Consider the following 6548-nt stretch of genomic DNA (forward strand, 5'->3'; position numbering starts at 1 on the left):
GGTCGGGGGTGGGGGTGGCTAGGACGGTGGTGGCGACCTCGATCGCGCCATGTCCTGAACCGCCCATCACCCCCATCCCCGGCCCCTCCCCCATCAAGGGGGAAGGGAGATCACGCTTCCACTCCAACTCCACATTTCAAGCCCCGCCGTCAGGCGTTGCGCAGATACCAGTCATAATCCAGCTGCGTGACCACCTCGCCGAAGCGCGCCTGCTCGGTGCGCTTGACCGAGACGAACATCTCCACGAACCGCTCGCCCAGATAGTCGCGCAGAACGTCGGAGGCCTCGAACAGGTTGACCGCCGCATGCCAGTCGGTCGGCAGGCGGCTCTTCTCCTTGGCCGCGGCCGCATAGCCGTCGCCGACCACCGCCGGCCCCGGATCGATCCTGTGGGTGATCCCGTGGTGGGCGCAGGCCAGCAGCACGGCCAGCACCAGGTACGGATTGGCGTCGGCCCCGGCCACGCGATGCTCGACATGCCGGGTCGGCGGCGGGCCGGCCGGCACGCGCAGACTGACCGTGCGGTTGTTGACGCCCCAGGTCGGGGCCACCGGCGCGTAGCTGTTGGCCTTGAAGCGGCGATAGCTGTTGGCGTTGGGCGCCAGGATCGCCATGCAGTCGGCCATCAGCACCTTCATGCCGCCGATCGCGTGCTTGAGCAGGTCAGAGCCTTCCGGGTCGTCGCTGGCGCAGAGGTTGTTCCCCGCCGCGTCGTTGAAGCTGACATGGACGTGGAAGCCGTTGCCGGCCTGGTCGGCCCAGGGCTTGGCCATGAAGGTGGCCTCGCAGCCGTGCTTCAGCGCCACGCCCTTGGCCGCCCGCTTGTAGCGCAGGGCGTCGTCGGCCGCCTCCAGGGCGTCGGGCTTGTGCTTGAGGGTCAGCTCCACCTGGCCAGGCGCGAACTCCGAGATCGCGCCTTCCAGCGGCACGCCCAGCACGTCGCAGACGTCCCACAGCTCGCGCAGGAACGGGGCGTGGGCCTCCAGCTCGGGCAGGCCGTAGACCTGGACGCCCTGCGGCCGCTCGCCGGTCTGGTGGGAACGGGCCGGCAGCAGCTCGCCGTTCGGGCCGCGCTGTTGGTCGACCAGATAATATTCCAGCTCGCAGGCCGCGACCGGCGTCAGGCCGTCGGCGGCGAAGCGGTCCAGCACCCGCCGCAGCACATGGCGCGGATCCAGGTCGTTGGCCTCGCCGTCCAGCTCGTACAGCGACAGCATGACCTGGGCCATGTCGTCGCCCAGCCACGGCGCCAGGGTCAGGGCGCCGGGCACGGGCCGCGCCCGGCGGTCGGCGTCGCCGTCCTCCCAGACCAGGCCCGTCTCCTCGCAGTCGGCGCCGTTGGTGTCGACCACCAGGATCGAGCCGGGCAGGAAGCGGCCGTAGTCATAGACCGCCTGCAGTTCGTGGATCCGCAGGCGCTTGCCCCGGGGCACGCCGGTCATGCTGGTGAAGAACACGTCGACGTACTTCACCTGCGGGTTCGCGGCGAGGAAGTCGCGGCATTCCTGGGGGTCGGCGACCATGGGTGAAGTCATGAGCTTTTCTCCCCCTTCCCCCTTGATGGAGGAAGGGTCGGGGATGGGGGTGACAGCGTGTCAGGACGGAACGCGGCCGTAGCCGACCCCACCGCCCTAGTCACCCCCACCCCTGGCCCCTCCCCCATCAAGGGGGAGGGGAAATGGTTGTCGCTCATGCCGCTAACCCCTCCAGCGCCCCGGCGAACCCGTCCACGGCGGCGACCAATCGGTCCACCGCGGCGTCTTCGGTCATCGGCGACACCAGCATCATGGTGTGGAAGGGCGCGATCAGCACCCCTCGGTTGATCAGCCACAGATGAAGCGCATGCAGCAGGTCAGCGTCCAGCGCCTCGCGCATCAGGGAGGCGTTTTTCGGCGGCGAGGCGGCGAACACCAGCTCGACCCGCGCCCCGACCTGAACCACCGACCAGGGCAGGCCGCGCCGGGCGATCAGGGCCCGCAGCGCTTCGACCAGCCGCTCGGCCCCGGCCAGCATCCTGGCGTAGGCGGCGTCGGTCATCACCTCGCTCAGCATGGCCCGCATGGCCGCCAGGGCCAGGGCGTTGCCCGACAGGGTGGTGCCGATGCCCGACTGGCCGGGTCCGACCCGGGCGGCGGCGGCGTCCATCCGGGCGGAGAGTTCAGCGCTCACGCCCCAGACCGCGGCCGGCACGCCGCCGGCGATGGCCTTGCCGACCACCAGCATGTCGGGCTCCAGGCCGTGGGCGCGGGCATAGCCGCTGGGGGCGGTCGAGATCGTGTGGGTCTCGTCGAGGATCAGCAGCGTCCCGGCCTGGCGGGTCAGCTCGCGCACGCTCTCCAGGAAACCCGGCTGCGGCAGGATCATCCCGCAATTGGTCATCACGGGCTCGGCCAGCACGGCGGCGACGTCGCCGGGGGCCAGGGCGGCGGCCAGGGCTTCGGGGTGGTTGAACGGGATCACGCGGGTGGTGGTGGTCAGGTCGTGAACCTGGCCCAGCAGGCCGGTCTTCATCGCCGAGCGGCCGTCCTTCAAGGTCACGAACGCGTCGTCGACCATGCCGTGATAGCAGCCGTCGAACACCAGGATCACCGGCCGCTGCGTGACCGCCCGAGCCCAGCGGATCGCCGCGCGGTTGGCGTCGCTGGCCGTGGTCGCCATCTGCCACAGCGGCAGGCCGAAGCGCTCGGCCAGCAGCCGGCCGACGATCACCGCCGACACGGTGGGCAGCATGAAGCCGGTCCCGCGCTTGGCCTGGTCGGCGACGGCCCGGGCCACCGCCTCCTGGCCGTGGCCGAACATGGCCGGCGTGTCGGCCAGGCAGAAGTCGTCGTAGATCAGCCCGTCGACGTCGGTGATCTGGGCGCCCACGCCTTGCGCCGCGAAGACCGGACACGGACTGGCCCAGTCGTTCATCCAGTGCATCGGCGCCCCGCCCCGCCAGACCTGCGCCGATTGCCGCGACAGGGCGGTCGACCGCGGGTGCTCGGCGACGAAGCGCTGGGTCTCGTCCCGGATCAGGTCGGCGAGGGTCGGGGTGGTGACGGGGTTGGGGGTCATGCTTGGCCCCGCTTCCCCAACGCTGTCATCCCGGGCGTAGCGAAGCGAAGACCCGGGACCGCCGGAAGCGCTGCGTTCACGCGTCGGTCCCGGATCGGCGCGCTGCGCGCTTGTCCGGGATGACAGGATTTTGGGGCGGGCTTGGGCCTCATGCCCCCACCCCGCCAAAGCACAGGTACTTCGTCTCCAGATACTCGTTCAGCCCCTCCGAAGACCCCTCCCGCCCGAGCCCAGAATCCTTCACCCCGCCGAACGGCGCCACCACGGTGGAGATGAGGCCTTCGTTGATCCCGACCATCCCCGCCTCGATGGCCTCGGCCACCCGCCAGCAGCGGCCGACGTCGCGGCTGTAGAAGTAGGAGGCCAGGCCGAACGGCGTGGCGTTGGCCAGGTCGATGGCGTCCTGCTCGGTCTCGAACTTCACGACCGGCGCGACAGGGCCGAAGATCTCCTCCTGGAACAGGCGCATCTCGGGCGTGACGTTGATCAGGACCGTCGGCGAAAAGAACCGCTCGGGATCGTAGGGATCGTCACCGCCGCCGGTCGTGGCGTAAGCGCCCGCCAGGATGGCTTCGTTGACCAGATCGCCGACCTTGCGCATGGCCTTGGCGTTGATCAGCGGACCGATCGTCACGCCCTCCCCCGTGCCGGGACCGACCTTCATGGCCGCGACCTTCTCGGTCAGCCGCGCCACGAACGCGTCGTGGATGCCCGACTGCACCAGCAGGCGGTTGGCGCAGACGCAGGTCTGGCCGGTGTTGCGGTACTTGCTGGCGATGGCCCCGTCGACGGCGGCCTCCAGGTCGGCGTCGTCGAAGACGATGAACGGCGCGTTGCCGCCCAGCTCCAGGCTCAGCTTCTTCATGGTGCCGGCGCACTGGGCGTAGAGCGTCTTGCCCACCGGGGTCGAGCCGGTGAACGACAGCTTGCGCACCCGCGCATCGTCGCACAGGGCCTTGCCGATGGCGCTGGAATCCTTGCCGGTGACGATGTTCAGCACGCCCGCCGGCACCCCCGCCTCGACCGCCAGCCGGGCGATGGCCAGGGCGCACAGCGGGGTCTCGGCCGCCGGCTTGACCACCACGGTGCAGCCGCTGGCCAGGGCCGGGCCGACCTTGCGGGTGATCATGGCGATCGGGAAGTTCCACGGCGCGATGGCCGCGCAGACTCCGACGGGCTGCTTGATCGACACCAGTCTTTTGCCGGGCATAGGACTGGGGATTGCATGACCGTAAGCCCGCTTGGCCTCGTCGGCGAACCAGTCGATGAACGCCGCGCCATAGGCCACCTCGCCCCGCGACTCCGCCAGCGGCTTGCCCTGCTCGGCGGTCATCAGTCGGGCCAGGGCCTCGCTGTGGACCAGCATCAGGTCGGACCATTTGCGCAGGATCGCCCCGCGCGCCTTGGCGGTTCTGGCGGCCCAGGCCGGGAAGGCGCGATGGGCGGCCTCGATGGCGACCCGGGTCTCGGATGCGCCCAGGTCGGCGACCCGCGTGATCACCGTCCCGTCGGCCGGGTTCAGGACCTCGAAGGTCGTCTCGCTCTCGATCCACAAGCCGTCGATGAAGGCGGCGGTTTCGACAAGTTCAAGGGTCATGGTCATCACCTCAGCGTCACGGACACCGACTTCAGGTCGGCGTACTTGTGCAACGCGTGAAGGCTGCGGTCGCGGCCGAAACCCGACTGCTTGAAGCCCCCGAACGGCATGGTGATGTCGCAGGCGTCCCAGCCGTTGATCCACACCAGGCCGGCCTTCAGCCGCCGAGCCGATGTGAGGGCGCGGTTGATGTCCGACGTCCACAGGCCGGCGGCCAGGCCGTAGACGGTGTCGTTGGCCAGGGCGATCGCCTGGTCCTGGGTCTTGAAGGTCTGCACCCCCAGCACCGGCCCGAACACCTCCTCGCGAGCCAGGGTGTGGTCGGGCTCGATCCCGTCGAAGATGGTCGGTTCGACATAGAAGCCGCCCGTCTCCCGACGCACCTGCTTCCCACCCAAGAGCCGGCGATTGCCCTGGCTCTCGGCGGTGGCGATGTAGTCGAGCGCGGTGTTCATCTGCCGCTCGCTGACCATCGCCCCGAACACGGTGGCCGAATCCAGCGGGTCGCCGGGGACCATGGTCTTGGCCACCGCGATCACCTTCTCGAGGAAGGCGTCCTTGATCGAGTCCTGCACCAGCAGGCGCGAGGCCGCCGTGCAGACCTCGCCCTGGTTATAGAAAACGCCCCAGGCGGCGGCCTCGGCGGCGGCGTCCAGGTCGGGGCAGTCGGCGAAGACGATCTGGGGCGACTTGCCGCCCAGCTCCAGCGACACCCGTTTCAGGTTCGACCGCGCCGAATATTCCATCAACCGCCGGCCCACCGGGCCCGAGCCGGTGAAGGCGATCATGTCGACGTCCATCGACAGGGCCAGGGCCTCGCCGGCCACGGAGCCCAGGCCCGGGACGACGTTCAGGACCCCCGCCGGGAGCCCGGCTTCCAGGGCCAGCTCGCCCAGCTTCAGCGCCGTCAGCGGCGACTGTTCGGCCGGCTTCAAGACCACGGAATTGCCCATGGCGAGCGCGGGCGCGACCTTCCACATCGCCATGTGCAGCGGGAAGTTCCACGGCACGATCGCCCCGATCACCCCCAGCGGCTCGTGCACGGCCCAGCTCAGGCGGTCGATCGGCGAGGCGCCGACCTCGCCATAGATCTTGTCCAGCGCCTCGGCGTACCAGCGGGTCGTGCCGATCGACAGGGGCACGTCGACGGCGCGGGCGTCGCGGATCGGCTTGCCGGTGTCCAGGCTCTCCAGCAGGGCCAGGTCCTCGGCATCGCGCTCCATCAGCTCGGCCAGCCGAAACAGCACCGCCTTCTTGGCGCGCGGGCCCTGGTCGCGCCAACGGCCGTCCTCGAAGGCGGCGCGGGCGGAGGCGACGGCGCGGTCGACGTCGACGGCCTGACAGGCGGCGACCCGGTTGATCACCGTCCCGTCGCGCGGCGAGACGTTGTCGAACGTCTGACCCGAGACCGCATCGACCAGCGCGCCGTCGATCACCGCCTGGCCGGGCAGCGACAGGCTCTTGAGGGCGTCAAAGATCGAAGGCGCGGTCACGCGGCGTCTCTCCGGAAATTGTGATCACAGTTTGCGGTGGGAGGGCGACTGTCAAGGTGGGGCGGGGGCAGTCCCGGCGGCGTGGACATACATGCCCGCCGATTGCCCACCCCCCTTCCAACCGTCACCGCTCCGCCTCCACCGCCGCCCGCATCTTGTCCATGCCCTCCGACAGGTCGGCGGCCATGGCCCGGCGCGCGCCCTCGGCGTCGCGCAGCTTCAGGGCCTCCATGGCCTCGGCGTGGCGGTCGGCGGCCAGGCCGTCGGCGCCGATCCGGCCGAACACCACGCGCATGAACGGACCGATCTGCAGCCACAGCCCGCCGGCCATGGCCAGCAACACCTCGGCGTCGGCCCGCTCGTAGATGGCGAAGTGGAAGTCGTGGTTGGCGGTCATGTAG

General features: G+C 70.1%; 5 protein-coding genes. All 5 read right to left on the minus strand.

What is annotated here, in order from left to right; translation table 11 throughout:
* Positions 1–149: 149 nt before the first annotated feature.
* Positions 150–1523 (minus strand): glutamine synthetase family protein, encoded by a 1374-nt coding sequence (locus WAL33_RS19865; protein ID WP_422183552.1) that lies wholly within the window; start codon positions 1521–1523, stop codon positions 150–152.
* Positions 1524–1689: 166 nt separating this feature from the next.
* A complete protein-coding gene (locus WAL33_RS19870) occupies positions 1690–3057 on the minus strand; it encodes an aspartate aminotransferase family protein (RefSeq protein ID WP_422183544.1) in 1368 nt (455 codons plus the stop codon).
* Between the two features lie 148 nt (positions 3058–3205).
* Entirely contained in the window at positions 3206–4663 is a 1458-nt protein-coding gene (locus WAL33_RS19875) for an NAD-dependent succinate-semialdehyde dehydrogenase (protein WP_422183546.1), read from the minus strand.
* Complete coding sequence (locus WAL33_RS19880) at positions 4660–6147, minus strand: aldehyde dehydrogenase (RefSeq protein ID WP_422183548.1); 1488 nt, start codon at positions 6145–6147, stop codon at positions 4660–4662. The genes WAL33_RS19875 and WAL33_RS19880 overlap by 4 nt, the downstream gene beginning before the upstream one ends.
* Positions 6148–6271: 124 nt before the next feature.
* Positions 6272–6548: FCD domain-containing protein (locus tag WAL33_RS19885; RefSeq protein WP_422183550.1), on the minus strand; the 277-nt coding region annotated here is incomplete at its 5' end.

This window comes from Caulobacter sp., assembly GCF_049283275.1.
Lineage (GTDB): Bacteria > Pseudomonadota > Alphaproteobacteria > Caulobacterales > Caulobacteraceae > Caulobacter.